This is a genomic window from Algoriphagus resistens, from assembly GCF_001442615.1.
Lineage (GTDB): Bacteria > Bacteroidota > Bacteroidia > Cytophagales > Cyclobacteriaceae > Algoriphagus > Algoriphagus resistens.
The window spans coordinates 37260-61979 of record NZ_LMXN01000009.1 but is presented as its reverse complement, the minus strand read 5'-3'; the positions used below and the strand labels follow the sequence as shown (position 1 = coordinate 61979).

Genomic DNA, 24720 nt, shown 5'->3' with positions numbered 1-24720 from the left:
GACATACATTTCCTATGCTTTATATTAAGTCTTTTACATTCAACCCTTTTCAGGAAAACACCTATCTGTTATATGATGAAGAAGGTACTGGAACATTGGTTGATCCGGGTTGCTTTGATCTCTCTGAACGAAAGGAGCTGCTGGATTTTGTGACGGAGAAAAAGATTCGAATCTCCCAATTGCTCAATACGCATTGCCACGTTGATCATGTTTTGGGTAATGCATGGGCAAAAAAAACATTCGGCATAGAACTTTTCATACATAAGCAAGAGGCACCGGTGCTGAAAGCAGTCGAAGTTTATGCACCAAATTACGGATTTGTGGGCTATCAGACCAGCGAAGCAGATGGGTTTTTAATAGAAGGGGAAAAAATCAAAGTTGGTAGTGAAGTGCTTCAAATCCTCTTTGTCCCAGGACACGCTCCTGGTCATGTCGTCTTTTACCATGAGGCTTCTCACCAATGCATCGCAGGTGACACGCTTTTCCGAGGAAGTATTGGCAGGACTGATCTTCCTGGAGGAAATCATAACTTACTTTTGGACAAAATCAAATCGGAACTTTTCACCCTTCCTGAGGAAACAGTGATCTATCCGGGACATGGACCTGAAACTACCATAGCTTTCGAAAAAATTCATAACCCATTTGTGGGTATAAATGCAAGAACTTGAAAATCATATCCCACATCCCAAATGCAATCACACTTCTTAACTTACTTTCCGGAGTAATTGGGATTATTTGGGTGATCAATGGCAATATTCTTTCAGGCGCCTACTTCATTATTTTGGCCGCGCTGTTCGACTTTTTTGATGGCTTTGCTGCAAGGTTGTTGAAAGTGCAAAGTGAAATCGGAAAGCAATTGGATTCACTGGCTGACTTAGTATCCTTTGGTGTGCTTCCCGGCATGATTCTCTTCCAGATGGCTGAAGTGAATTCAAGCATAGAATGGCTTCCCTATCTCACACTGATCGTCCCGCTGTTGTCTGCAGTCCGTCTTGCCAAATTCAACTTGGACACAAGGCAAAGTGATAGATTTATCGGCCTTCCCACACCTGCAAATGCACTATTTATCAGCACCTTGCCGTACTTTGCTACCCAGTGGCCTGGGATCGAAACATGGCTTTCAGCACCACTTTTCCTAATTGGAACAGCCTGGGTCTTTGCCATACTCTTGCTGGTAGAACTTCCTCTAATCGCACTCAAATTCAAGGCTTATTCCTTAGCCAAGAATAAATTTAGGTACGCACTTTTAGCTATTGGCATCACGTTGATTTTACTTTTTGGCCTGGCGGGAATTCCTATAGTAATCTTGGCCTACCTGGGCTTATCTATTGTAGAAAACAGCCTCAGTTCAGAATGACACTTCCGTCCCGCAAGCTTCTGCGTATTTTTCTTTTCGGTTTAGTATTGTCCGGGTCTGCTTCTGGCCAAACCTTATTTTCGAAGTTCAAAATAGCCGATGAAGGCATCTATAAAATCAGTGCCAGTCAGGCTCAAGAACTAGGCGCAAATTCGCTAAGTGAACTAGCTATTTATGGCTACCCTGGTATGCTGCCTCAAATAGTTCAAAGCGAAAATTTAGAATTGCAGGAGATTCCCGGCCTGGAAAAGGACGGAAATTTATATTTCTACCTTTCTTCTCCGCACAGGTATGAATCTACAGCTGAAGGGATTGAATACTATCCTAATCAATATGCTGATTCTATAAGTTTTTTGGTAGGAACATCCCACAACCCGAAGAGAATTCACACCATTGCAGGACGATCAGGCATTGAACTGCCGACTATATTATATCAATGGAACTGGCTCAAAGAAAATGAAAATAATATTCTCAATTCAGGAAGAGCTTGGTATTCTAGGGCAGTAGCGCCCGGAGTAACTCGTGGGTATGCATTTCCATTAGCTACTGACCAGGGCGTCGATTGGAAAATTACCGGGAAATTACTAGCTAGGTCTGGGTCAACAGCTAAAATCAGTTTGGCAGTTGATGAACTGACTATTTCTGAAAGTTCTGTAAATGGAATTCCAAACAGCACTTATGGTATCAAAGGAGAAGAAGTTAGCATAAACGAAACTTTTTCTCCCGCTGGCAAAAAAATCGAACGGTTGAGAATTTCTTTCCAAGCTTCCAATCCCAATGATGCCGGCTACTTCGAGTACATAGGAATTGGGGTCCCTCACTCAAGTCAATTTCTTGAAGAAGGTATTTATTTAAAAGAGCAAAATTCCTCAATCTCTCTTTCCCCTTTAGTAGGGCTATCCGTTTGGGAAGTGAGTAATTTTTATAATCCAAAAGCCCTTGATTTAAGCGCTGGATCAATTCTCAGCGGGCAGAAATTCGTTGTTTTTAACGAGGAGACAGTACTGGAGGTTCCGGAATTCGAACGCGCAAATCTTAACCTTCGATCCCAATCCTCCTGGCCGGAATTATTGATTATCTCTCACCGGCTTTTGGCCAATTCCGCTGAAAGACTCATCGACCACAAAATGGGGATGGGTATTTATTCAGAGGTTTACTATCTCGAAGATATATACGATGCATTCGGTTATGGAAACCCTGACCTTTCTGCTATTCGTAATTTGATAGCATGGCATTATCATAAAGGAGGAAAGCTTAAAAATGTCTTAATTCTTGGTAAAGGGACTTTTGATTATAAAGGAATATTGGGAGGCAGACCGAATCTCATCCCTATATATACCAGCAGAAACAGCCTGAATCCATTGACTACATTCAGTTCAGATGATTATTTTGCCCTACTTGAATTTGGCCAAGGCGAATGGGAAGAAAGTCGTGAAGGAGATGAACATATGCAGATCGGTGTTGGCAGACTTCCAGTAATCAATGCCCACGAAGCCAGAATCGTTGTGGAAAAAATCATTGATTACGAAAGCAAACCGAAAGCTGGGGATTGGAAAAAAACGGTGGCTTTTTTTGCTGACGACGGTGACAACAACATTCATTTACGCGATTCGGAGGCACACGCAAGCTACCTGGATAAGAACCACAAAGAATACAAGCAGCTAAAATTGTATCTAGACAGGTTTAAACAGGAAAATGCCAGAAAAACCCAATCGTCACCGCAGGCCGAGTCTGTCTTGGAAGAAACTCTGGAACAAGGAATATTACTGCTGAATTTTATTGGCCATGGAAACGAAGCCACGCTTACAGCTGAAGAAGTCTTTACGGTATCAGACATTGCAAATTGGGCCAATCAGGATCAATTGGCACTTTGGATCACTGCTACATGCGAATTTGGACGGCACGATAACCCTTTTTCGAGGTCAGCAGCCGAAGAATTATTAATTGCGCCGAATAAAGGCGCAATTGGGCTTCTAAGTACCGGCAGACCTGTATTCAGTAGTGTGAATTTCTCGCTGAATGAAGCTTTTATCGAGGAGGTTTTTAAGCTTGAAAATGGTCGATCCCAAGATTTAGGAAGTATTTTCAGAAATACTAAAAACAAAAGTAAAAACAGTTCATTGAATAGGAATTTCAGTCTCCTGGCTGATCCTAGCATGAAACTGGCCTCTCCCCAATTTCAGATTGAGTTTAGTTCATTTGAAAATTTGGAAACTGGGAAAAAATCAGATACCCTTTCTGCCCTTCAGGAAGTAGAATTCTCTGCTGAAGTAATAAATCAAAACACCGGAGGTACTGCTACCAATTTCAATGGAACCTATACCGTAGAACTATATGATAAACTTGCCCTAAGTAAAACTTTAGGAGACGAAAGTAACCCAGTGGAGTTTAAAGAAGAGAAAACACTGCTTTTCAAAGGAACCGGTAAAATTGTCTCCGGACTGATCAAAGGCAAGATGTTCATTCCCAATAATATAGACCTGGAATTTGGAGCAGGGAGAATTCGGATAATGGGAAGTAGCAAAGACCAGTCATGGGAAGCTTTTGGCTTTGATTCACCGATCGTAGGAGGCACATCCACTAATTCTCCGGCAGATACAGTAGGCCCTTTGATCACTGTGACTTTTGGGGGAAAAGAAGAAGCCCCATTTATTTTTCCAGCCTCTATCTTAGAAATGGAAGCCTTATTTGATGATTCGAGTGGCATCAACATTTCGAATCACTTACCTTCTGAAAATTTAACCGTTCAACTAAATCAAGATGACCCGATTGCTTTAAATGAGTTTTTTGAATCTCAAAACAATACGTTCACATCAGGTAAAGTGATTTTCAAACTAAAAGGATTAAAAGAAGGAAAGAATTTGGTAACTATCCGAGCTTGGGATAATTTAGGGAACGAAAGTGCGTTCAATCAAGAGATCTATGTGCATGGAAGCGATAAACTTCGTATCTTAAACCACAAAAGTTATCCAAATCCAGCCCAAATTGAAAGTAATTTCGAGCTTGAGCATAATCGGCCAGAAGAAAACCTGATGTTAACCCTTACTGTTTACCAAACAGACGGTAAGACACTAATTTCAGAGAGCAGACGTTTAGTCAAAGCTAACACTCATATTGGGGGTTTGTCTTGGTTTTTTTTACAAAACCAAACCAAATATCCAGCAAAAGGAACTTATATTTACAAATTAACGCTACGGTCAGAATTTGATAATTCTACAGATTCAGTGAGCGGACTAATCGTGATTCAATGAAAAAAATAGCCACAATAAATAGGAAAAACTTACTCATAGCAGTTTTTACCCTGGCTACTTTATCTGTGCATGCGCAGAACAGCACTGTGCTCTCCGGGCAGGATGAGAATCGAAGAGTGATCACAACTGCTGTTCCATTTTTGAATTTTGCCCCAGACTCAAGGCACTCCGGCATGGGAGATGTGGGAGTAGCGCTATCTCCTGATGGAAGCTCTGCTCACTGGAATGCAGGGCAACTCGCCTTCATTGAGGATCAAATGGGCTTTTCACTTTCCTATTCCCCATGGCTTGGCAAGCTCGTCAATGACATGTCTCTGAGCTATTTAACCGGTTTTTTTAAGATTGACGAGGTTTCAGCATTTGGGTTTGACCTGCGCTACTTCAATATGGGCAATATCCAACTGACTGACGGCAAAGGAAATCCTTTGGGTGAATTCAATCCTAGAGACATTGCTATCGGAGGGACCTATTCCAGAAAACTTTCCACTTACCTAGGCTTAGGTATTTCTGCGAGATTCATCTATTCAAATCTTTCTGGAAATATATCTTCAGTAGGTGGTAGTGAAGCCAAACCTGGAATTAGCGTTGGTACTGACGTGGGACTTTATTATTCCCGCCCCGTATATGCCGGGGTAAAGGATGCCAACATTTCCTGGGGTATTAACATCTCCAATATAGGTCCAAAAATCACTTACAATTCAGCCGATGATTTGGATTATATTCCCACAAACCTTAAAGTAGGAGCAGCTTATTCTATTGATCTTGATCCGGTGAATTCACTTACTTTTGCTTTGGATCTAAACAAGCTACTCGTCCCTACCCCTCCGATCTATGCGACAAATGAAGATGGAACGTTGCAAACAGATGAGAACGGAAATCTCATCATAGAACCTGGCAATGGAAAAGATCCTAATAGACCGTTGCTTTCAGGTATGTTTGGTTCTTTTACTGATGCTCCAGGAGGATTTTCTGAGGAAATGAAAGAAATCATGATCTCATTTGGAGTAGAGTATTCCTACGACGATAAATTTGCACTTCGGACAGGCTATTTTTACGAAAACCCAACCAAAGGGGGTAGAAAATATTTTACCATGGGAGTTGGCTTTGATCTGAAAAAACTTGGATTCGACTTCTCATACCTTGTTCCTCAAAAACAAAACCACCCACTTGCAGAGACCTTGAGGTTCACTCTGATGTACAATATTCCTAATTAAAAATGCGTGTAGACAGGTCAAAAGCTCCGGAATTCAACATTCCAGAGGATTTTGAACTATTGCCACCAGAGGAATTCAATCTTTCCAATGGCGCGAAGTTCTTTTACATTCCAACTCCCGGTATAGAGGCTGTTAAAATCGAAATACTATGCAAGGGTCAACGGGCTTCGCTTCCACTGGAGCAAACCCTTGTGCCCTCCTTCACTCTTCAGATGCTGTTGGAAGGTACTAGACAAAAAAATGCAGGGGAAATCGCCGAATTCTTTGATTTTTATGCCTCTGAAGTTCATCCTATATTGACCTTCTCCCATGAAGGGCTCAGTCTTTTATCTACCAAGAAACACCTTGCTACTGTAGTAGAATTATTTATCTCCCTATTTACCCAGGCTATCTTTCCGGAAGATATGTTGAAAAAACGGCAATCGCAGCGAAAACTCAGCATTCGATTGGAACGTGAAAAAACTGCTTCCCGCGCCGGTCAGGTATTTAGAAAATGCCTGTTTGGAGCCAGCCATCCTTATGGAGCTGAAGTCACAGAATCTCATGTGGATAAAATCACTAGGAGCCAATTGATTGCGTATTATGAGCTAATGCTTTGGCAAAATCTGGAAATATTCGTTACCGGGAATTTTGATGCAAAGGAGTTGGAAAATCTCTCGATCCAATTTGGTTATATACCTAATAGACCAATTTCTGAACCCGTTCTTTTACCTGGAATAAATACACTTCTGGCAGCAACTGAGCCAAGAGAAAAGTCGGTACAAAGCAGTATTCGGATCGGTAGTTGGTCTATTCCAAAGACCCATCCTGATTTTATCGCACTTAGTATTTTCAATACAATTTTAGGAGGTTATTTTGGTTCTAGACTAATCAAAAATATCCGTGAGGACAAAGGACATACGTATGGGATCTATTCCTCTCTTGCTGAAATAGGTGACTCTGACTATTGGGTAATTGCTGCTGATGTTCAAAAGGCATTTTATCCATCCGTGATCAAGGAAATATACCATGAAATCCAGCTGTTGACCCAGGTAGAAATAGACAAGGATGAGCTTGAAGTGGTTAGAAACTACTTGATAGGCCAAATGCTAAAACAGTTCAGTACTTCATTTGATTTATCTGACAGATTCAAAGCCGTTCATCATTCAGGGATGGATTTTGACTATTACACTGAGAAGTTGGCTTATCTGAAAAAATTCTCCTCTCAGGACATGCTTCGGATTGGGCAGAAATACTTTTCAAACCCACCATTTATTGAAGTAGTTATTGGTTAGTCAGGTTAATCTGACATAAAGCCAGGAGATATCCAGACGCAAAAAAAACCAAAGCTTATACAAACGGAATTCGGCTCCTTTGATCTTCATTTCATTCGCAAGCAGGATAAAGCCTTTTGCTACCTGAAAATTCGCCGACCAAAGCGCATGCTTCAATTCGTATAAAATGCGTATTGATAACGCCTCATTTTCTCTTGCATCCCTGTTCATTTTCCTGATTTTTTCGCAGACACGCAGGGTACTTGGAAGCATCTGGGATCGGTACCTCTGATATTGGCTAGCAGATAAAGAGTTTGCATGCTTTCTTTTTAAAACACCTACGTGATCTGAAAAAACTACAGGATAACTTCTAGCTAGGCGAAGTTGAATATCAAAATCCTCATAGGAAAGTGTCGCGTCATATCCTCCAACCTTCTTCAGAACCGCAACATTGAACACTACGGTTGGGGCGGAAATACAGCTTCTACGAATAAGGATTTCATACAAGTCATCGGTAAAAATTCTCTCCTTTAATTCTTTATAATCCTCATTTTTATAATAAGATTTCTCATTGCCATTTTCATCCATTATAACAGCATCACAGAAGACAAAAGCCGCATTTTGCCTCTGACGCAAGCTGTATACGGAATGGGATAGGTGATTGGAATACAAAAAATCATCACCGGACAGATCGATCACAAAAGGACTTTCCACCTTATCCAAAACTTCATTAAACACCTGACAATAGGGTTCAGATTCGCTTTTATAACTGACTTTGATAGGAAGTTTCTCCGAATGATTTGCCACCCAGTCTCCTATGATAGTCGGGGTACAATCCTTACTTCCATTGTCAACGATGATTAATTCCTTCTGTGGGTAATCCTGCAACAGGACGCTGACTAAAGCCTTTTCTATCCACTTTTCATGGTTGAAAGCAATACAAATAACGGTAACTCGGTCATTGGATTTCATTTATAGCTTTTTTACCCAAGTGATTTTGTTACAGATATCATTTGAAAAGCGGGATTTGAAGAACATTAAGCTGTGATTTGCACGCTCGTCAAGGTCTGACGAGCCCAAGTCTATAAAATTCACCTTTTGATCCACTGCAAGTTGAAACAGTTCACTCAGGATAAGCTCACCTCCGTTCTTCACTGGAGTTTTCGGATTGATGGCTGAAAGAAAATAATAAAGAGAATCGCAGGTGAGCTTGACACCGAGAGAATACCCGATCACAACACTATCTTTGCTTACAGTAATCAAAAAATACCTATCCGGATATTCTGAAACTTGCTGCACAATTCTGTTTTCATCAATTGCTACTTCATAGCCTTTTAAGGCGTTCCATGAACGGATTTCTTTTAAAAACCCAAAATTCGAAATAGAAGAATAGCTGGATTTCAGTCCTGAGTTCTTGTTCTTCTTCTGAAGTTTCGCAGACTCTTTTTGTACAAGCTTCTTGATCTTCTTTTTACCCATGAAAAAATGATGACTTACTATTTTTTCCTGTTCAAAACCGCTTTTGAACAATAAATAATTCACCAAATCAAACTGTTCCTCATAGGGTTTTGGTGGCTGGGTAATCGTAATGGAATTGATCCCGCGATGATTTAATTCATCGACAATTGCCCTGATAAAAGCTTCCATAGAAGCTGAACTCAAACCGTCATAAATCCACAGGCCGCCAAAGGGCGATTGAGGAAGTGAGATTGCTTCACCTCTCGAAGAAATCGCAAAAGTGATTATTGCTTTGGTTTTTTGCTTTTTCTCCCAAATGAAATCCAGTTGGTCCTGATAAGCTTCCACAGGAAAATTGCTCAAGAAATAATCCTTACCCTCCTTCAAGGCGGAAATCACCCGAAGTACATGGGATTCACTTATTTCTTTCTTGAAGCTTTCCAAAGTAATCTAAGTCTCTGATATAATCATCTTCTGAAAAAGCCCGATCCGACATCCCAAGCAATACTGAGTCTGGGTAGAACCTGGCAACTAACCAATTTAAAGGAGGAACAAAAACTGCCTGATCTGGCGAATTGAGTTCGAAATTAAAAACCTCACCCCCTGAAGAAAGAATCTCCAATAGAAGTTTCCCGGCTAGTGCAACAATTACCTGAGATTCTTGCCAGTGCGCATGATTGCCACGCGTTTCACCTTCCTGAACATTTGAAATCCAAAAACACCGTTGAATCCCTTCTGGAAAAAGCGCTAAATTTTCCCAAAAGTGAAGACATCCTGTCCCATTCCTGGTTCCAGGTAAGGTAAACAGGTAAGGAGCATGTGTACTAATAGATTCGGGCATTGAACAAAATTTCCTCTAGCTAAAATTAAGATAATTCGAATGGATAAACTGTTACCCATTTGTTAATTTTCTAAATTCGCAGCTCATCAACTCTAACTATCCTATGTCAGCCTTCGGTGACGAGTCAACATTCGAAGATACATTTTTTACTGTTTCCCGAAGTAGCGAAGGGCTTTTTAAAGACAGAGGCAGCAAGTTTTTCTATTTTTCCTTTCCTGTAAAAAATGAGGAAGAAATCAAAATCCACTTGACTGAGTTAAGAAAAAAATATTTTGATGCGAGGCATCATTGCTATGCATGGATGCTTGGAAAAGACGGAGATCAGTTTAGGGCAAATGATGATGGTGAACCAAACCATTCTGCCGGAGATCCAATACTCGGACAGATCAGGTCAACTAACCTGACGAATATTTTGATTGTTGTAGTTCGATATTTTGGAGGGACAAAACTTGGAATAAGTGGCTTGATAAATGCCTACAAGACATCAGCAGCGTTAGCAATTGAGGAAAATATCCTGGTGCAAGATCATGTAAAAACTTCTGTGAACATTCGTTTTCCCTACCCTATGCTAAATGATGTTATGAAGCTAATCAAACTCCATGAATTAACGATTTCTGCTCAGGAAATGATGCTGGATTGCAAAATGCAGCTAGAATTCAGAAAAGGTCTGGAAAAGTCAATCGTCAGCTCACTGGAGGAAATTGAGGGATTGGAATTGACAATCACTTAAATAATTCATCCAAATAGCCTTGGTCTCTCAGTTTTTTGAAAATCTCCAGACAGCCCCAGGCATCTGTGGCCGCATAACGCTGCTGTTTGATGGTAAGCGTTTCGGCTTCCCAATTAGAAACTTGTTCGGATTTGGAAATACGCATCCCTAGCACCATAGCGCATAGATTTCTGACACCAATATTTATAAAACCTACTCTTTTCAACTCATCATTAAGATCGAAAAAAGAATTGGGATAGAAAGAATCCGTAAGTTTCGCCAATCCTTTTATATCATCGTGTACAGCAGCGCCCACTTTCACAATATTCTCCTTTTCCAGAATATTCCGGATGGGTTCAGGAAAACCAATTTCATTTAAGCGGAATAGAAAAGCCTGCGTAGAGGTAGAAAGCTGAAGTAGGGAGACCTGATTTATTATTCCCTTTTGAAAAGCAGGTTTCGTCTCGGTATCAAAGCCAATAACACGCTGTTGAACAAGAAATTCCGCAACCTCCTCAACATCTTCCGTTTTATCTATTAAAAACATTTCGCCTTCAAACTGTCCCAGCGGAAGGGCGTTTACTTCTTCCTTTGTAATCTTAAATGGAATCATACCAACTTTTCTTCTTCAACGTCATCATAATAGGTGATCCCGATTTTGAAATAACCATATAAAATGGTCATAAAGGGACTAATAATATTAAAAAAACAAAAGGGTGCGTATGTAAAAGTAGCAACACCCAATACCGAAGCTTGTGTAGCCCCACAGGTATTCCAAGGAACCAAAACCGAGGTCACTGTTCCTGAATCTTCTAATGTTCTGCTTAGGTTTTCAGGTGCTAAACCGCGCTTTTTATATACATCTGCATACATCCTTCCAGGTACTAAAATTGCCAAATATTGATCAGAAGTGGTAATATTGAAGAAGACGCATGTAGCGACCGTGGATGCGATCAAGGAACCAATGCTATGTACTTTCTGTATCACAGCTTCCGCAAGTACCCTTAGCATTCCGCTTTCTTCCATAATTCCACCGAAGACCATTGCTGCAATTATTAGCCAAATAGTATTCATCATCCCTCCCATACCCCTGGTAATTAACAGTTCATTGACCACCTCATTGGTAGTAGAAATGCTAATTTCTCCATAGAGAGACATCATGACAGCTTTGAAACTTTGGTAAGCATATGATGCATTTTCATCTGCAATTAGTCTAATAATATCAGGCTGGAAAATCAAGGCAAAAAGCCCTCCTAGCAGTGCTCCTGTAAGTAAAGCCGGAATTGCGGGGACTTTTCGTACAATCATGATAATCACCAGTATTGGAACAATAAAAAGCCAACCTGTCACATTGAATTTCCCGGCAATCACAGTAGAAATTGCCTGCACATCATTTACTGTACCGTTGGTCTCATAATTGAGTCCGATCACCACAAAAATCAGGAGCGTAATGGCAATGGACGGAACGGTAGTTTTTGCCATATAGCGAATATGAGTAAACAAATCTGTTCCTGCCATGGCTGGGGCGAGGTTGGTTGTATCGGAAAGCGGCGACATTTTATCTCCAAAATAAGCGCCCGAGATAATCGCTCCTGCAATTATCCCTTCTTCAAATCCCAATGCTTTACCTATACCAAGTAAAGCAACCCCCACCGTGGCAACAGTCGTCCAACTACTGCCGGTGGCTACCGAAACAATGGCACTCACAAGACATGCTGCAACCAAGAATATCGCAGGGCTTAGAATCTGAAGCCCATAATAAATCATGGCCGGCACAATTCCACTGAGTAACCAAGTGCCGGCAAGCGCACCGATTAAAAACAGAATCAAAATACTGGACATCGCCGCACTTATACTTTTAATGACCCCATCCTGAAGACTTTCCCAATTAATACCTAAACGAAAGATTGCTACCATTGCAGCAACCATAGAGGAAAGGATAAGCACAATTTGATTGGAACCGGAAAGCCCATCTGTACCAAAAACTTGAATATTCACTACCAGGAGAACGATCAAAAAAACCAGCGGAATCAGTGCCTCAAAAACTTTAGGAGTACGGTTAATACCTTGCATTAATCGGGGTTTGGTGAGTTAAGAGTTTGAATCTAATGAAAAATTATCAATTACATCTTGGACAAAATTATTGATAACTCCTTGCCTACTTGCCAACCTATTGCCACCCCCATTCCGCCAAGTCGTACCGCAGCCACAGTTTTATTCCCTAACTGCTGGACAATGGGAGATTTAATTTTGCCAAATGCCATAATCCCAGTCCATTCAGTATCCCACTCAATATTTTTATCAGGAAAAATAACCTCAGTAGCTAACCTTTCTAAATGATACTTTTCTCGGGTTTACTGAAAAACCCGTAGATTTTTCGCTTTCAAAATCCTTATTTCTAGCACCTCCCAGTAAGAGTCGTCCATCCACTTGACGAAAGTATACATACCCCTTATCCATATGGAATGTTCCTTTCCAAGGAATCTTAAAATCCAAGGGCTTCGACAAAAGGATCAATCCTCTGCCTGGCACAATATCTAAACCTGGCCAAAGTTTCTCTGTAAATGCATTGGTGCATAAGGCAATTTTCTTTGCCTCGAATTCCAAATTTGTCGCTCCGGAAGCATCTTTAGCCAAGATCAACCCTTGATCTTTTTGAACTTCACAAACTGAAACGCCGGTCAATAGTTGAATCCCTTCCTGCTGTGCCAACTTCCAAAGAGAAATCATGAACAAACCCGGGTCCAGTTCCCCTTCGAATTTATTCTTGACAACTGCTTTGACTCGGTCTGCAAAACCCATTTTCTCAGGCTTCTTAATGAGCGAAAACACATCATCTCCAAAAATAGGCCTGAGAAGTTTATTCACACTGGCCAGCTCACCAATTGTCTCTAGCTGGCTTTCTCCTAAAAGTTCGTAACCGTTTGAGTGAGAATATCCCAGCTTTTTCTCTCCAAAGTGCGTTCTGATTGATTCTAAACCGCTGTATCGTCGCTCTACGAGTCCAAATACTTCTTCATGCGTCATGTGGTGTAGATCATCCAAAACCTCTGTCAAGCTCCCAAAGCAAGCAAAACCTGCATTTCTAGTACTAGCTCCCGTAGGAAAAACGCCACGCTCCAAAACGAGTACGCTTGCCCGAGGATATTTTACCTTATAATGAATGGCGGTGGAAAGTCCCACAAATCCAGAGCCGACCACAATAAGGTCGTAGTGAAAAAAGTGTTTTTTCTCCCAATAACTGAACATTTCGATTTTTAGAAAAAGGAATTAAAATAGATTTAGTATTTTAAATAAATCTAAGAGATATAATCCCAAAATACCATGAGAAAAATTGATGCGTTATTCCTCGAATATGGCATGAGCCATCAAAATGTAACAAATAAGCTCATCCACTGGTTCTGTGTGCCTGCTATCTTCTTCAGTATTGTGGGATTACTTTTTAGTATTCCTCCCGGCCCGCTTCCTACGCTCATGCCATTCCTTGAGAATTTTGCCAATTGGGCCACAATAGTCTTGGCACTTGTCCTATTCTACTATCTCTTACTCTCTACCCCTCTTACCTTAGGGATGTTTCTTTTCTCAGCACTGTGCCTGGCTGTTGCCAATTTCATTGACCTTTATTTTCCGGGAAAGCTGTGGATGATTAGTCTGGGGATTTTTTTGTTGTCTTGGATATTACAGTTTTATGGACATAAGATAGAAGGTAAAAAGCCGACTTTCTTAAAAGACCTTCAGTTTCTTCTGATAGGGCCTGCTTGGCTGATGCATTTTATTTATAAAAAATGGGGCTTCTCTTATTGAGGGTTCAACTGAACAGATCCCTCCCTACCTCGATTACTATTTTCTAAGTCGATAGGGGGCTATTGAGCGTTATCATCCTTTAGCTGGACACTATCCTCAACAATAGGCTGGTTTTTGGCAAAAAGCTCTTCCAACCGTCTCAGCGCGCTTTGATTTTTGAGGGTATAGACGCTTTCCAATATTGATTTTTTCTCTCTCGAGGTCAATCTCCAATTTAGAGAAGCGCGTTGCATAGTCTCTTGGCTTACCGTCAAATCCTCCACCTGAACCTTTTCAGGTGCATATTCAAATTCGATTCTTTCAAGATCAAACGGCATAGACTCCGCCATGTAATTGAATAGCACTTCATTCTGAATTGTTTGCACATTATCCCAATTGGCATAAATATTTTTCAGTGGAGTGAAAATTTTCTCAAAAATCCTAGGGGGAAAGCTAGGTGCTATTTCGGTAACTTTTTCAGAATCCCGAATTGTGATCAGTACCACTCCATCTGTATTCTCGTTGATCCATACTTGAAAAACATACATAAAACGAAGTGCATCCTGAATTCCAAAATTATCAGACAACCCTGTGTCCATTGTTTCCATGATTGGCTGGGTAGGCAATTGAATATTGGGAGTGACGAAAGGAAATGTAGCACTCATTCTCAATGCAGTAAGGAATCGAAGATTTTCAGAATCATGAGCTGCAAAAAACCTGAGGAAATCTATCGTCTGCTTCTTTTCATCGGCCCCCAGTCTCCCTAGCATTGATGTACCAAAAAATGACATGGAGTGTGGGGAAATGACGAGTTTTCTCCCATCATTGGTGATCAGCGTAGTAACTGGAAGCAAAGGAATAGTACCTAAAAACTCCGGTTCCTTGTATGCAGAAATGGGCTTATCCAGAATTCCTTCTGTATTCTGATTTAATTGATTTTCAAAGGAAAATCCCCTGTCTTTAAGATACTTATGTCCATTATAATGAAAATTCTGACTGCGTATCAATAAATCATTTACAAGCAAAGTGAAAATAATCGGATTGAGATTATCAGCAGAAATCTGATCAAGGTACTTTTCATCTGTAGGGTTAATTAAAGAATCAGTCAAAGATCTCAGGTAGACTTCTCTGAAAAAAGCCTCACCCAATACTCCACCGGAAGCTCCTGTCAGCAGTTCTGTATGCTTCATCACCTCTCCCTTCCCGATAGTATAAATACTCTGCAAAATCTTGACCGTCCAAAGTGCAGATCGCTGCCCCCCACCACTTGCTGCAATCATCACTAGTTTTGGTTTGCTTTCATCAGGAAATTTTGCTCTCCAATTTTCCAGAATATTCAAGATATTATTTCTGTCTTTTTCGACTATTTCCGGAGTCAAAAGAGAATCCATATGAGCAAGACTATAGACAACTGGAGGTACTGTATAATCTAATCCATAAGCCTCGTGCGGGCGATTGAGCAAATTGAAATTACTGAAATAATTGGCCAAAACCAGAAAGGAAAAAACTGCGAAAGTTGCCCATCTCCTTAGCCAAAAGCTTATTGCTCCCACCAACATCACCAAAATTGCAAACAGTAAAGTAGCGCTCATCGCTGCAGGTAGCTGGAGGTATGGATTCTCTTTGAAAAAGCCCAAGAACAGGATAAAGAGGATTAAAACTATCTGAATAATAAATAGGTTCAAATGATTCTGATCAAACACCCGAAGTAATTTTGTTCCTTCAAACCTTGAAATATCGGGTCTTACCTTCTCAGGGCGAAGGTTAGTACCCAAATAGTATAAGACCTTATAGTTTTGGTTTTTTAAATCCTTGTATTGGCTTAGGACGTTGGCTCTTGTCAGGCGGACTTTTCGGAGTCTTTTATCCACTGTCCCTGCAAAAAGAATAAAGAAATCCTTATTTGTTAATGAAAAATAGCCAAAAATAACCGAGTAGGTAACCACCCCACCTCCTACAAATCCAAGAAAATAATACAGAACTTCCCAATCATTCTGCGGATTATTGCCAAGCTGAAAACTTACAAACTTGATGATATAGATTATATAGAAAATAAGTGGGATAAGTCCATTATTCACACAATAATGGATAAAAGGCCTTTTTACTATGGCTAAAAATGGAAAATGCCTCCCATCCATAATATAAGTGGCCATATGAAAACCCATGGTCAAACACGCAAAACCAATACCCATCAAAAAAAAACTTACCCACGAAACCTGATGCAGATATTCAGGATCAAGGAACAGAAATGGGATTCCCAATACCACACCAAAGTATTCCAAAATCACCCCTACCAATGCTATCCAAATGAGGACAAGTCCCAGATTTTTTCTCAGATGAAGCAGAAACAACTGTATCGGAAAACTGTACCAGATTTTGTCTCTCATGTAATTAGTTTTGCGATAATTTACTGCTTTTCTTTCACTCTCCACAATTCTGGAAATCTTTGGCAGCCTCAATCTTCAAGCATATTTTAGTACCAAATAAATTAACCTGACAGTCAGCGACTTATTATTCCTTACGGTAGAACAGCGATTTCTTTGAAGGAAAATTCTCTTGTCCTTCTAAGGATAAATTTTACCTTCGAAATTCAAATAGATAGATATGAGAACCTGGTTTTTGTGCAAAGTCAAGTACGCGAAAGAAAATGAACAAGGATTGCTGAAGAATATTTCTGAACAATACCTAGTGGATGCGGTATCCTTTACCGAAGCAGAGGCAATTCTTTACGATAGGCTAGCCTCTCAGATTCGAGGGGATTTCCAAGTTACCGGAATCAGCAAAAGCAATATTGTAGATGTATTCTTCTATGAAGATGCAGACATCTGGCATAAGTGTAAGATTTCTTACATGGTCGCTGATGGCGAAAGTGGTAAAGAGAAAAAAGTCACGCAATATATGATCGTCACCGCCAATGACGTCAAAGAAGCCTACGACAGAATCCAGGAAAGCTTAGGAAACATGCTCGTAAGCTTCAGAGTACCTGACATTGTAGAAAGCCCAATTGTGGAAGTGTTTCCATTTGAGCGAGACGAAGTAGCCGAGCAGCTTCCTGAAGGTAACTTTAGGCCTGTATCAGAAGTCAAACAGAGCGAAGAAATTACTCAGGACGAAGAATAGAACCTTTATAAATTCAGCTTAAAACAAAAGGGGCCGCATTTTCGGTCTCTTTTGTTTTAAGCGAATTCATTTACTGATCTAATTCTTCTACTTGGGCAATTTCATAGGCGTTTTTTCCATCTACCTGTACGGGTAAGTAATAGGTATCTCCATACTTCACATAGGTCTGGTCACCTACTTTCACTTCTTCCGCCCCTTCAGGCAGTCTATCTACAGTAGCACCGGCAGGGGGCGCTACGACGGTATATTCACCATTTTCTTTTTCATAATATGTCCCTCCATAATAATAGTTATTTACCGTAGGACTCACTTCAACCGTTTGGGCATCACTTGGTATTACTTTTACCGTAGCCCCCTGGGGAGCTTCTACTACAACATAACCTCCATCAGACTCTTCGTAAAATACGCCTTGGTCATAATGATATTTTTGATTCTCTACAGAGACTATAATTGCAGTCGTAGCCAAAGTTGCGATAAAGAAACCCCAAGGATGCCACATAGGCCCCCAGTAAAAAGGCGTGTACGGATGGTAGTAATAAGGTCTGAAACAAGAGAAACCAAAGCCACCATAAATCATTGGAGGGCGGGGATATGGACGATATGGTGGTCTATAACCGATATTTCGGTTGTTCCTTACATTTATATTATTTCTGTTATTTACATTGATATTGACATCTCTGCTATTGTCAATATTGACTTTGTTGCCCACATTAGTTCTATTCCCAATACTGTTTCCTGAATTATTCCCTGCTTTATGATCTTTAATATTGGCTACCCTGCTAGCATTCGAAGTCCTGTTTGTCACTCTACTTGATCCACCGTTGACAGTAGATCTTGAGCTTGAATTTGACGCCTTTCTTACTGCAGGCTGGCTAATCTGCCTGGATGGAGTGGGCCGAGAAGCAGTTCTACCTGGTACACGGGATGGAGCCTGACGCGTGGTGGTAGGTCTTGCTCCTCCCCGTCCTGCAGCTGCCCCTCTCATTCGCTGAGCTTCTGCCATTTCAGGCAGGGTCAGCATTGCTAAAATCCCAACAGATAAAAACAAAATTCTTATTTTACTTGCTTTCATAATACCAGTTTAAAGTTATTTCAGTCCTTTTTGATCCAAGTGATTTGTTTTGCACCGGGAGGTGGTAGAAACTCAAACATAGCCTCAGGGTATACATTATTTACCTCCCAGTCAGAAAAATCTGTTTCATGCTGATAGGATTGCGCTCCGTCTAAATAGGTAATCAGCGTTTTCCTCGGCAAATAATACCCATCATCAGCGATCCATAATTGGATGGTTGCATGCTCATTGGCAGCACCTATATGAAATACTCGATCACCTTTAATATGAGTGACACCTAAAAACTCGATATAATCCATTTCCTCCACAAAATCTTTGGAAAAAGTCGGATAAAAAAGATCAGCAGTTGTAAGTTCAACTCCAAAATCCTGATAGAGCCAGTCGATCGTTTCGATTAAATTATTCGGAGCATCCGCAACTGTATAGATATTGTTAGCAAAGGAATAATAAATGACCTGAGACCCATTATAGTTATACAAATCCTCTTTTTCCTCTCCAGATACACGAACGGAAAATTTATCAGGGCCTACAAATTTCACCTTGCTTGAGCTGAATTCCTTGATGAAAAAACCCTCAGCATAGGCAACGTCCCTAGAAATTTCGGAAGTGAACCCTACCGAGCTCAAATCACCAAACATTCCACTCATCTTGTCCAATATCATCAAAGCGGTGGTATCCATTTTTCCCTTCTGGGCTTGCGCAAAATGACCCGAAAGGATCAAAAATACGCCTAAACAAATTTTCTTGATCATAAAGCCTCTGTAGAATTTGATTAAAAATGACAGATAAATATAACAAAAAGAATAAACAATTGGGATCATCAAAGAATTTAAAATTAAGATTTGATGATTATCTGAGCAGAATTGTTTTCTAACATGTTTTACATAGTCTAATCCCTAGGTAACCTTTCTTAAGTATGATTAAGAACTACCGTTTTTTTTTCAAAAGTAGGGAATGCTAATTTGCCGTTACAATATCTTTTTATGTATTTTAAATAATTTTTTATGTATTTTAAATAATTTGAAGTGAGTATTTCTTAACTTTGACCCATGAATAACTACGATGCTATTCAGGCACTGCGTCACCTAACGGTTGTATCTGATTACTTTCTACAGGTTACCCTAGATAAAACTGGACGGATTATCACCCCTGACCCTAGTATAGGCCCGATTCCGTCTTACTTCGATAAAGATAATAAGGAGAAGCCTATTTATTTTTCCGACTGCTTTGTTGCGTCTAATTGGGGAAAATATGAGAGCCAGCGCATAAAAGCATGGAAAAAATCCCATCGGTCCTTTACGGTGAGTCTTCAAAAGATAATTTATCCCCAAGGCGATGTCATAGACACTAAATGGGAGTTCTTTTTTACTACAAAGGACTTTGGTACCTGCCTTGGAATAGGACACCCAGTCACACAACCTATGGGGTTAGGTGATTTTTTTGACAGTGCTACTGGTGAAGGCAAAGAAATCATCGACAGTATATTGGAAGATAAATTACTTGGTTTTTGGGAATTTGATTTGACAAAAAAAGGAAACAAAATCAGTAATGGCTTAGGACAAATGCTGGGGTATACTCAAGGCGAACTACTTGGAACTTCCGCTATTTCTTGGCAAGAACATATACACCCAGAAGATTTTCCTACTTTACTAAGTGATTTAGGAAATCACTTTAAAACACCCGGAAATATCCCTTTTAAAAAGGAATTCAGGATAAATCAAAAAAACAATCAAACTATTTGGGCTTTGGGGTTTGGCAAAACAATTGAATGGTCAACTATCGGCCGTCCTATTAAAATTCTTGGATGCATTTTGGATATTTCTGACAGAAAAAAGCAAGAGATTTGGCTCAAAGAACACCATTTTTTCCTTAAGGAGCTTGCTTTCGAGCAATCCCATACCCTTCGGGCTAGAGTGGCTAACATATTAGGGATTTTGGAAATTCTTGACAGCGAACCGCAATACAACGAATCAAAACGTCTGGTGCAGCTGATTAAAAACGAAACCAAATTGCTGGACCATTCGCTTAAGAAAAGCATCAAAGAATCTGTCAAAAAAAATAAATCTCTAGAAATAGATCTGTCAGATGATATGAACGCCCTGCCCATTTAGAACTAGAATTTCAGTAACTTAAAGGTTCCTGAACCTCCATTTGGCTTTCAGGTAGTCCCAAATTAAATTGCGGCTCACACTTTTTTCCCTCGTGAGGCTTCCATCATGTCCCACATCTGATCAGGTATCTGATCTAGGTTGTTGAATTCTCCGGCTCCTTTCAGCCATTCTCCTCCATCTATTGTCATGACTTCACCATTTACATAGCCGGAATAATCAGAAACCAGGTAAGCTGCCAGATTTGCAAGCTCCTGATGTAACCCCACTCTTCCTAAGGGTACTTTTTTTGCCGGATCAAATTTCTTCACCAAATCCCCTGGCAATAATCGGCTCCAAGCTCCCTCTGTAGGAAATGGCCCAGGTGCAATCGCATTTGAGCGAATCCCGTATTTTGCCCATTCAACAGCCAATGAGCGTGTCATCGCAAGCACTCCTGCTTTTGCAGCAGCAGAAGGGACAACGTAACCCGAACCTGTCCATGCATAAGTTGTGACTACATTGAGGAAAGTCCCTGGTTGCTTTTTTGCAATCCAATCTTTGCCTGCTGTAAGAGTCACTTGAGAAGAGCCTTTCAGTACTATATCCAACACAGTATTAAAGGCATTTGTAGAAAGGCGTTCAGTTGGACTTATAAAATTTCCTGCGGCATTGTTTAACACTACGTGAATCTGCCCCAGCTGGCCTGTGGCATCTTTCCACATACCCTCAACTTGATCAATCTCCCGTATGTCACAGGCCAATGGAATTACTTTACCTCCCTTTGTAGCCATCATTTCTTTTGCGGTTTCCTCCAAGATGTCCAGTTTACGGGAAGTGATTACCAGGTTGGCTCCCAACTCCAAAAAATATTCTCCCATCGATTTCCCGAGTCCTGTTCCACCTCCGGTAATCACAATATTTTTACCTTTCAATGCTCCGGGTTTGAGCATACCTTCTGCTAAAATCATAAATTTGTGGTTTATCGTTGATTGTGAATATAGTTATTTCGGCTTGGTAATTGAAGGAAGAATACTAAACCGACTCCACTATTTTTAACCGCCGCTTAATGAGAAAATTAATTTTCGGACTCATCCTGCTGACACCAATGTTAATGAGTTGTGAAGAAGATGAAGATAAAGTAATTCAAACTGACTTACCTGTAGAGGCAGCTCAATTGTTCAGTACTTCCTCCAACTGGAATGAAAGTCTATATTTTGCCATGATCTCTTGGGAAGAATATCAACAAATGGACACGTTGGGGCTTCCAAATTGTCCTGATATTTTATTAGACGAGTATACCAAAGAAGTCACCCTGGATTTTCTTTCGAGTACTATATGCGTACAGACAGGAGAATATACCCGAAGTGGGAAATTGATTATCAAATATGACACTACCGCCCAAAGTCCAACTAAAAAATGGACGATGGAATACGAAGATTATCGATTTGGCTCAACCACCATAGAAGGCATCCGGAATTTCTCAAGTGATGATTCACTCCAAATTTCAGAAGAATTCATAGCGCTCACAGCAAGAACAGAAAATGAGCTTAGTACAACATTCTCTGGGGAATTTCTTCATACAAAATACTATGCTATAGATTCGCTGACAACCGATTCACTGACAATTGACTCATTATCAACCAGTCCAAAACTAATAAGTTTTTCTTCAGTAGGCGGAATAAAGGGTATAAATGCTGCAGGACGTGAGTTTGAAATTACTATTGCCAATCCCTTAACACATTCTATTCTCTGCTATACCCAAAACGAAATCCTGCCAAGCACTGGAATAGAAAATTGGCAAGTATCACGAGGTGAAAATTCTGAAGTTAGTTATACGACAACCTACGAAACACTGCCAGAGGATTGTAAAGTGGCCGCCAATACGATTTTGCCCGATGGAAGAAAACTATTGCTAAACCCTGTCACTGAGTAACAAAAAAAGCCCCGTTTGCGAAAACGAGGGCTCTTTTTGTTACTTTTGAAGTCGTATTAATACCTATAATAATCAGGCTTGAAAGGACCTTCTACAGTCACGCCGATGTATTCCGCCTGATCCTGAGAGAGAACTTCTAGGTCAACTCCCAACTTGGCTAGGTGCAAAGCTGCTACTCTCTCATCCAAATGCTTTGGCAGAACATAAACCCCTGGCTTGTATTTATCAGTATTATTCCAAAGTTCCAATTGAGCCAGAGTTTGGTTTGTAAAGGAGTTGGACATCACAAATGATGGATGACCAGTCGCACAGCCCAAATTCACCAAACGGCCTTCAGCAAGCACTATAATCTCATTACCTTCTATAGTATAAAGATCGACTTGAGGTTTGATTTCTACTTTAGTATTGCCATAAGTACCATTCAGCCAAGCCATATCGATTTCGTTGTCGAAGTGCCCGATGTTACATACGATTGTTTTATCTCTCATCACTCTGAAATGCTCCTCGGTGATGATGTTCTTGTTGCCTGTAGCAGTGACAACAATATCAGCTTCTTTTACGGCATCTACCATTTTCTTCACAGCAAAACCATCCATAGCAGCCTGAAGCGCACAGATTGGATCGATTTCCGTGACAATCACTCTTGCTCCTGCACCTCTCAATGAAGCGGCAGACCCTTTTCCTACGTCACCATATCCACCCACTACGGCTACCTTTCCGGCCATCATCACATCAGTTGCTCTTCTGATCGCATCCACCAATGATTCCTTACATCCGTATTTATTGTCGAACTTGGACTTAGTCACTGAGTCGTTCACATTGATAGCCGGCATTGGTAACGTACCATTCTTCATCCTCTCATAAAGCCTGTGAACACCAGTGGTAGTCTCTTCTGAGAGACCTTTGATACCGGCAACCAGCTCTGGATACTGATCCAAAACCATGTTGGTCAAGTCACCACCATCATCTAAGATCATATTCAGTGGTCGACGATCTTCCCCGAAAAATAAGGTCTGCTCAATGCACCAATCAAAATCCTTTTCATTCAGGCCTTTCCAGGCATACACAGAAATACCTGCAGCAGCTATAGCAGCAGCAGCATGATCCTGAGTAGAAAAAATGTTACATGACGACCATGTAACCTCTGCACCAAGAGCAACCAACGTTTCGATCAAGACTGCAGTCTGGATAGTCATGTGAAGACATCCTGCTATTCTTGCACCTTTCAAAGGCTGGGAAGCACCGTACTCTTCTCTAAGAGCCATCAAACCTGGCATTTCAGCCTCTGCCAACTTAATTTCCTTTCTCCCCCACTCGGCCAAGGAAATGTCTTTTACCTTGTATTGGATAAATTTCTCAGATTTAGTTTCTGACATAATATTGATAGTTAATGTATTAATTTCACTAAAAAACCTGGGCAAAGGTACCGCATAAATTTTGGAATTTAAAATTACTCAATCTACAGAAATACGACCTCTTTCAGTCCAAAACTAGCTTTTTCTCCATCCTTTAATTCCATTTCCAACTTCCCATCTGCTGTTATTCCAACTATTTTCCCTGCAAATTGTTTATCGTTCGCGGCATAAGTTGCCCAAGTATTCATTCTGTATAAATGCATCATATATTCAGCTCTGATCTCATTCCACCTCCCTTTTTTCAACTGAATATAACCTTGCTCAAGCTGGGAGATCAAGAGACGAAACAATTCTTCTAACCCGAAGTGACTACCCGTAATAGACCGGATGGAAGCGGCAGTGGGCGATTCAAAAACCTGCTGATTAATATTTAACCCGATTCCCACAACTGCATATTCCCACTTCTTGCCAGAAAAGGTATTTTCGATCAAAATCCCTCCTATTTTCCCAAATCCGGGAACAATCAAGTCATTGGGCCATTTAACTTCCAAATTAGGGACGTAGTCATGTAGCAAACGTCTGATACTATTTGAGACAGTCATATTCAAATAAAACTGCTCAGAGATATCCATGAAATCCGGACGTAGTACCAGAGAGAATGTCAGATTCTGTCCTGGCTGTGACTTCCAGTGGTTTCCTCGCTGACCTTTTCCATGAGTCTGATGTCCACAGATCACGACACTCCCTTCCATCGCCACATTTCGCCTGACCATACTCAATGCAGTGTCATTAGTGGAGTGACACTCTGGCAGGAAATGAACATCTTTCCCTAAAAAAATCGTATTGGCAAGAATTTTATACATAAATTTTAAATTCGTCAAAAAAGGATATTTTTATCCATGACATTGCAAAATTAAATGAATAATATGACAGCAGAAGAGCTGAGCAAAGTAATCATCAAAGGAATGGAGGAAAAAAAAGCTTCAGATATTGTATTGATGGATTTAAGAAATATAAAAAACACAGTTACTGATTTTTTTGTTATTTGCTCAGGCAACTCTGATTCCCAATTAGATGCTATCGCAGATTCCATTGAAGAGGAAGTGATAAAAACCGGAGAGGGAAATCCATGGAAAAGTGAGGGAAAAAGTAGCCGTCAGTGGATATTAGTAGATTATGTGAACGTTGTGGCACATATTTTCCTTAAAGATAAAAGAGCATTCTATGGATTAGAAGACCTTTGGGGAGATGCAAAAGTCACCCGAATTGGGTAAATACAAAGAA

Annotated in this window: 23 protein-coding genes; 11 read left to right on the top strand and 12 right to left on the bottom strand. The window is 40.4% G+C overall.

The features are described from left to right. The first annotated feature begins 14 nt into the window (after positions 1-14). The 5 genes from AS141_RS15980 to AS141_RS15960 are packed head-to-tail and all read left to right on the top strand — an operon-like array spanning position 15 to position 7096. Positions 15-668 (top strand): MBL fold metallo-hydrolase, encoded by a 654-nt coding sequence (locus AS141_RS15980; protein ID WP_057938690.1) that lies wholly within the window; start codon positions 15-17, stop codon positions 666-668. Further along, the gene (gene pssA, locus AS141_RS15975; RefSeq protein WP_057938689.1) at positions 665-1357 is read left to right on the top strand and encodes a CDP-diacylglycerol--serine O-phosphatidyltransferase; all 693 of its coding nucleotides are present in this window, start codon (positions 665-667) and stop codon (positions 1355-1357) included. The genes AS141_RS15980 and pssA overlap by 4 nt, the downstream gene beginning before the upstream one ends. Next, the gene (porU, locus tag AS141_RS15970) at positions 1354-4608 is read left to right on the top strand and encodes a type IX secretion system sortase PorU (RefSeq protein ID WP_057938688.1); all 3255 of its coding nucleotides are present in this window, start codon (positions 1354-1356) and stop codon (positions 4606-4608) included. The genes pssA and porU overlap by 4 nt, the downstream gene beginning before the upstream one ends. After that, complete coding sequence (porV, locus tag AS141_RS15965; RefSeq protein ID WP_057938687.1) at positions 4605-5822, top strand: type IX secretion system outer membrane channel protein PorV; 1218 nt, start codon at positions 4605-4607, stop codon at positions 5820-5822. The genes porU and porV overlap by 4 nt, the downstream gene beginning before the upstream one ends. 2 nt (positions 5823-5824) lie before the next feature. Next, positions 5825-7096 (top strand): M16 family metallopeptidase, encoded by a 1272-nt coding sequence (locus AS141_RS15960; protein ID WP_057938686.1) that lies wholly within the window; start codon positions 5825-5827, stop codon positions 7094-7096. Here the strand turns inward: AS141_RS15960 and AS141_RS15955 are convergent, their stop codons facing one another. From AS141_RS15955 to AS141_RS15945, 3 genes are read right to left on the bottom strand one after another with little or no spacing between them, the layout of a single operon-like run. Beyond that, positions 7097-8047 carry a glycosyltransferase gene (locus AS141_RS15955; protein WP_057938685.1) on the bottom strand — a complete coding sequence of 317 codons (951 nt, stop codon included), beginning with the start codon at positions 8045-8047 and terminating at the stop codon, positions 7097-7099. It abuts the gene before it with no gap. After that, the gene (locus AS141_RS15950) at positions 8048-8977 is read right to left on the bottom strand and encodes a hypothetical protein (protein ID WP_232424945.1); all 930 of its coding nucleotides are present in this window, start codon (positions 8975-8977) and stop codon (positions 8048-8050) included. It lies immediately after the preceding gene. Continuing rightward, positions 8949-9374: a sugar 3,4-ketoisomerase gene (locus tag AS141_RS15945; RefSeq protein WP_057938684.1), complete on the bottom strand. Its 426-nt coding sequence runs from the start codon at positions 9372-9374 to the stop codon at positions 8949-8951. The genes AS141_RS15950 and AS141_RS15945 overlap by 29 nt, the downstream gene beginning before the upstream one ends. Before the next feature lie 103 nt (positions 9375-9477). On the opposite strand from AS141_RS15945, the gene AS141_RS15940 reads away from it, so the two are divergent. Continuing rightward, on the top strand, positions 9478-10104 hold the full coding sequence (locus tag AS141_RS15940) for an IMPACT family protein (RefSeq protein WP_057938683.1): 627 nt from the start codon (positions 9478-9480) through the stop codon (positions 10102-10104). On the opposite strand, the gene AS141_RS15935 is transcribed toward AS141_RS15940, so the two are convergent. The 3 genes from AS141_RS15935 to AS141_RS15925 all read right to left on the bottom strand — a co-directional run bounded on the left by AS141_RS15935 (position 10097) and on the right by AS141_RS15925 (position 13332). Then, positions 10097-10696, bottom strand: coding sequence for a 3'-5' exonuclease (locus AS141_RS15935; protein WP_057938682.1), 600 nt, complete (start codon positions 10694-10696; stop codon positions 10097-10099). The two genes, AS141_RS15940 and AS141_RS15935, sit on opposite strands and share 8 nt — an antisense overlap. Further along, entirely contained in the window at positions 10693-12156 is a 1464-nt protein-coding gene (gene nhaC, locus AS141_RS15930) for a Na+/H+ antiporter NhaC (protein WP_057938681.1), read from the bottom strand. Before nhaC ends, AS141_RS15935 begins: the two co-directional genes overlap by 4 nt. 243 nt (positions 12157-12399) lie before the next feature. Then, positions 12400-13332 carry an NAD(P)/FAD-dependent oxidoreductase gene (locus AS141_RS15925; protein WP_232424944.1) on the bottom strand — a complete coding sequence of 311 codons (933 nt, stop codon included), beginning with the start codon at positions 13330-13332 and terminating at the stop codon, positions 12400-12402. A 75-nt stretch (positions 13333-13407) separates the two neighbouring features. Here AS141_RS15925 and AS141_RS15920 point away from each other — a divergent pair, with 75 nt between their 5' ends. After that, positions 13408-13887 carry an Mpo1 family 2-hydroxy fatty acid dioxygenase gene (locus tag AS141_RS15920; RefSeq protein WP_057938680.1) on the top strand — a complete coding sequence of 160 codons (480 nt, stop codon included), beginning with the start codon at positions 13408-13410 and terminating at the stop codon, positions 13885-13887. Between the two features lie 59 nt (positions 13888-13946). Here the strand turns inward: AS141_RS15920 and AS141_RS15915 are convergent, their stop codons facing one another. Beyond that, on the bottom strand, positions 13947-16253 hold the full coding sequence (locus AS141_RS15915) for a hypothetical protein (RefSeq protein ID WP_057938819.1): 2307 nt from the start codon (positions 16251-16253) through the stop codon (positions 13947-13949). A 217-nt stretch (positions 16254-16470) separates the two neighbouring features. On the opposite strand from AS141_RS15915, the gene AS141_RS15910 reads away from it, so the two are divergent. After that, complete coding sequence (locus AS141_RS15910) at positions 16471-16986, top strand: DUF4494 domain-containing protein (RefSeq protein ID WP_057938679.1); 516 nt, start codon at positions 16471-16473, stop codon at positions 16984-16986. Positions 16987-17056: 70 nt separating this feature from the next. Here the strand turns inward: AS141_RS15910 and AS141_RS15905 are convergent, their stop codons facing one another. Further along, positions 17057-18058 (bottom strand): DUF6515 family protein, encoded by a 1002-nt coding sequence (locus tag AS141_RS15905; protein ID WP_057938678.1) that lies wholly within the window; start codon positions 18056-18058, stop codon positions 17057-17059. A gap of 20 nt (positions 18059-18078) precedes the next feature. Then, on the bottom strand, positions 18079-18810 hold the full coding sequence (locus tag AS141_RS15900) for a DUF2092 domain-containing protein (protein ID WP_157243503.1): 732 nt from the start codon (positions 18808-18810) through the stop codon (positions 18079-18081). 297 nt (positions 18811-19107) lie between these two features. On the opposite strand from AS141_RS15900, the gene AS141_RS15895 reads away from it, so the two are divergent. After that, complete coding sequence (locus tag AS141_RS15895) at positions 19108-20169, top strand: PAS domain-containing protein (RefSeq protein WP_057938676.1); 1062 nt, start codon at positions 19108-19110, stop codon at positions 20167-20169. 74 nt (positions 20170-20243) lie between these two features. Here AS141_RS15895 and AS141_RS15890 read toward each other — a convergent pair whose 3' ends face one another. Next, the gene (locus tag AS141_RS15890) at positions 20244-21116 is read right to left on the bottom strand and encodes an SDR family oxidoreductase (protein ID WP_057938675.1); all 873 of its coding nucleotides are present in this window, start codon (positions 21114-21116) and stop codon (positions 20244-20246) included. A 98-nt stretch (positions 21117-21214) separates the two neighbouring features. Here AS141_RS15890 and AS141_RS15885 point away from each other — a divergent pair, with 98 nt between their 5' ends. After that, positions 21215-22081 carry a hypothetical protein gene (locus AS141_RS15885; protein ID WP_057938674.1) on the top strand — a complete coding sequence of 289 codons (867 nt, stop codon included), beginning with the start codon at positions 21215-21217 and terminating at the stop codon, positions 22079-22081. A 56-nt stretch (positions 22082-22137) separates the two neighbouring features. Here AS141_RS15885 and ahcY read toward each other — a convergent pair whose 3' ends face one another. Together ahcY and AS141_RS15875 are read right to left on the bottom strand one after the other, a co-directional pair. Then, entirely contained in the window at positions 22138-23457 is a 1320-nt protein-coding gene (gene ahcY / locus AS141_RS15880; RefSeq protein WP_057938673.1) for an adenosylhomocysteinase, read from the bottom strand. A gap of 83 nt (positions 23458-23540) precedes the next feature. Continuing rightward, positions 23541-24299 (bottom strand): biotin--[acetyl-CoA-carboxylase] ligase, encoded by a 759-nt coding sequence (locus AS141_RS15875; protein ID WP_057938672.1) that lies wholly within the window; start codon positions 24297-24299, stop codon positions 23541-23543. Between the two features lie 63 nt (positions 24300-24362). Here AS141_RS15875 and rsfS point away from each other — a divergent pair, with 63 nt between their 5' ends. Continuing rightward, positions 24363-24710: a ribosome silencing factor gene (rsfS, locus tag AS141_RS15870; RefSeq protein ID WP_057938818.1), complete on the top strand. Its 348-nt coding sequence runs from the start codon at positions 24363-24365 to the stop codon at positions 24708-24710. The last annotated feature ends 10 nt before the right edge of the window (positions 24711-24720 follow it).